This is a genomic window from Neisseria sp. P0021.S007 (assembly GCF_051956855.1).
This window is the reverse complement of record NZ_JBQCXA010001281.1, coordinates 1-506: the sequence shown is the minus strand read 5'-3', so window position 1 is coordinate 506 and position 506 is coordinate 1. Positions and strand designations below refer to the sequence as shown.

General features: G+C 60.3%; 1 protein-coding gene. It reads right to left on the bottom strand.

The annotated features are described in order from the left end of the window. Window positions 1-506 (bottom strand): aromatic amino acid transport family protein (locus ACTHUR_RS18740; protein WP_440400277.1); only part of this gene is annotated, 506 nt, incomplete at both ends.

Sequence of the window (506 nt, the reverse complement as noted above, 5' to 3'; positions counted from 1 at the left end):
AACTTGGACAGGGCTTCGATGAGGACGGAGACTTTCCCTTCGGCGGCAATCACGGGGGCGAACTCGCTGCGCGGCAAGTTGCCTTGGATGGCGATTTGCCACAGGACGTAAATCACCAGCGCGACCAACGTACCTGCCCAAATGGATTTGGCGACTTTGCGCGCATCGCCTTTAAAGTATTTGAGCAGGCTGGAGACGTTGCCGTGGAAGCCGAAGGACGTGAGGCAGACGGGTAGGGCGGTAGCGGCGTAAATCCAGTAGCTGGTGCCTGCGGGGGCTTGGGTGTCGAAGAGGACGGGCAGTTTGACATCGGCAATCAGCCCGCCGGTCGCCCAGATGAAAGTCAGCACCATGCCGCCGATGAGGATGGAGGTGAAACGGTCTACCAGGCGGGCGGATGCCCACACGCAGGTGGCGAAAATCAGGAAGAAGGCGAGTTGTCCGACGGTCAGAGGGATGTTTACACCGAACGTGCTGCCCAGCCCTTTGGCGGTCAAGTCACCGCC